A 2,852-nucleotide genomic window follows, 5' to 3' on the forward strand; every position below is an offset into this window, starting at 1 on the left:
AACGACCGACACCGGCCATCAGCCGACAACCCACGCTGGCGGCTGAACTCCACGAACACCTCAGGAGTCGCCATCACGGTGACGCCTCCGGCCAACGCCAGGGAGCACTCCCCGGAACGCAGAGCCTGGGCCGCCAGATGCAACGCCACCAGCGACGACGAACACGCCGTGTCCACGGTCACCGCCGGACCCTCAAGCCCCAGCGTGTACGACGTGCGGCCGGACACGAAGCTGGCCGCGCTGCCGCCCGCGTAGTCGTGATACATGACACCGGCGAACACACCCGTCCGGCTTCCGCGCAGCGACCTCGGGTCGATGCCCGCGCGCTCGACGGCCTCCCACGACACCTCCAGGGCCAACCGCTGCTGGGGGTCCATCTCCACGGCCTCGCGCGGAGAGACGTCGAAGAAGTCGGCGTCGAAGTCGGCCGCGCCGTACAGGAACGCGCCGTCGCGCGCGTAGGTCTTGCCCGGCAGCCCGGGCTCGGGGTCGTAGACGCCGGGGTCCCAGCCGCGGTCCTCGGGGAAGCCGCCGACCGCGTCCAGGCCGCCGGCTACCAGCCGCCACAGGTCCTCCGGGGAGGAGACGCCGCCCGGGTAGCGGCAGGCCATTCCGACGATGACGATCGGGTCGTCGTCCACCGCCTTGGGCTCGGACCGTTCGCGCACCACCTCGCGGACGCCGTCGAGCAGGCCCAGCAGATGCCCTGTCACCGCCTGGGCGGTCGGGTAATCGAAGACGAGCGTCGCCGGCAGCCGCAGCCCGGTCGCCGCGCCGAGCTGGTTGCGCAGCTCGACCGCGCCCAGCGAGTCGAAGCCCATCTCGTCGAACGCGCGGGCCGGCTCGATCGCGTCGCCGGACGCGTGTCCCAGCACCGCCGCGACCTTCGCACGCACCAGGCCCAGCACCTCGCGGGTCCGGTCGCCGCCGGTCAGACCGGCGAGGCGTGCCCGCAACGCGGGGTCCCCGGCGGCGGCACGCCCGGGTCCACGGACGGGCGCCTTGACCAGGCCGCGCAGGACGGCGGGAAGCTCGGCCGCGCGGGCTCGCAGGGACGCGAAGTCGAGCTTCACGGGCACGGTGGCCGCGGCGTCGGCGCGAAGGGCGGCGTCGAACCGGGACAGGCCGTCCTCGACGGACACCGCCGGGATGCCCGTCCGGCGCATGCGCTCCCGGTCTGCGGCGGCGAGCCGGCCGCCCATGCCCGTGTCGGCGTCCCAGAGGCCGAAGGCCATGGCGGTGGCCGGTAGCCCGGCGGCCCGGCGGTGCATCGCGAACACGTCGAGGAACGCGTTCGCGGCGGAGTAGTTGGCCTGGCCGGTCGAACCGATCGTGCCGGCGATCGAGGAGATCATCACGAAGGCGGTCAGGTCGAGCCCGGCGGTCAGCTCGTGCAGGTGCCACGCGGCGCCGGCCTTCGGCGCGAACACCGCGTCCAGTCGCTCGGCGGTGAGCGTGGTGACCAGCGCGTCGTCCAGCACTCCGGCCGCGTGCACCACACCCCGCAGCGGGTGCGCCGGATCGATGGCGCCGATCAGCACGGCCAGGGCGGCACGGTCGGACACGTCGCACGCGGCGATCTCCGTATGCGCGCCCAGCTCGGCGAGCTCATCCCGAAGCGCGGCGGCGCCCGTCGCGGTCGTCCCCCGGCGGCTCACCAGCAGCAGCCGCCGCACCCCGTGCCCCACCACCAGGTGCCGCGCCACCAGCGCCCCCAGCCCGCCTGTCCCCCCGGTCACCAGCACCGTGCCGTCCGCCCCGAACGTGCATCCCGGCCCCGAAGCCGTGGCCGGAACCGAGCCGTGAGCCGTCGCCGGAGAACCGGAAGCGGCGGCCCGGACCGGGGCCGAGACCGAACCGGCAGTGGCGGCCGAAGTCGAACCACTGGTCACAGCCGGGACCGGACCGGCGGCGGCCGGAGGAGAGACCGGATCGGAGGCCGGGACCAGGCCGCCGGGTTGGGGGGTGGCCGATCGTTCGAGGCGGGGTAGGAGGGCCTGGGCGGCGCGCACGGCGACCTCGGGCTCACCGGTGCTCAAGGCCAGGCCGATGCTTGAGACGTCGTCCACGTCCACCAGAAGGAACCGGCCCGGGTGTTCGGCCTGGGCCGCGCGGACCAGGCCCCATACCGGGGCCTGTCGCAGGTCCACCGGGGCGCCGGGGACGGGCACCGCGCCGCGCGTCACGACCGCCAGCGTCGAAGCGGCGAACCGCTCCTCCGTCAGCCAGCGTCGTACGACGGCGAGCACCTCGCCCGCCACCTGACGGGCGGCGTCCGCGACGTCCAGATCCGGCGCCGGGCACTCGTACACGACCGGGACGGCGGTCTCGGCGGGGTCGTTCAGGGCGTCGTCCCAGGTGATCCAGGCGGGGACCGTCGCGGCGCTGGGCACGGGACGCCAGTTGACCCGGTAGACGGGGTCGTCGCCCGATCCGGCTGACCCGGCGGTGACCGGGCGGGCGACCACCGAGCCGACGGAGGCCACGGGCAGCCCCGCGTGGTCGGTGACCGTCAACGCGACACCGCCCGTGGTGTCGTGCGGCCTCAGGTGGACGCGTACGTGGGTGGCGCCGGTGCTGTGCAACCGGACATCGCTCCAGGCGAACGGCAGCACCGGCCCTGGGGCCTCGCCCGGCCCATCGGAGAACAACGCCGGGTGCAGGCACGCGTCCAGCAGCGCCGGATGGACCCCGACCCGTCTCACCAGGTCACGCGCCCGCTCGGGCAGCTCCACCTCGGCGAACACCTCGCCGTCCCGCCGCCACACGGCGGTAACGCCCCGGAACACCGGCCCGTACTCCAGCCCGGCCAGCGCCAACTCGTCATACAGCCCCGAGGCGTCCACCGGCAC

General features: G+C 74.7%; 1 protein-coding gene. It reads right to left on the bottom strand.

The genetic code is table 11. The features are described from left to right. On the bottom strand, positions 1-2,852 hold a 2,852-nt coding region (locus PYR91_RS36190; protein ID WP_279787510.1), incomplete at both ends, for an SDR family NAD(P)-dependent oxidoreductase.

The organism is Sphaerisporangium sp. TRM90804, assembly GCF_029846175.1.
Taxonomy (GTDB): domain Bacteria; phylum Actinomycetota; class Actinomycetes; order Streptosporangiales; family Streptosporangiaceae; genus Sphaerisporangium.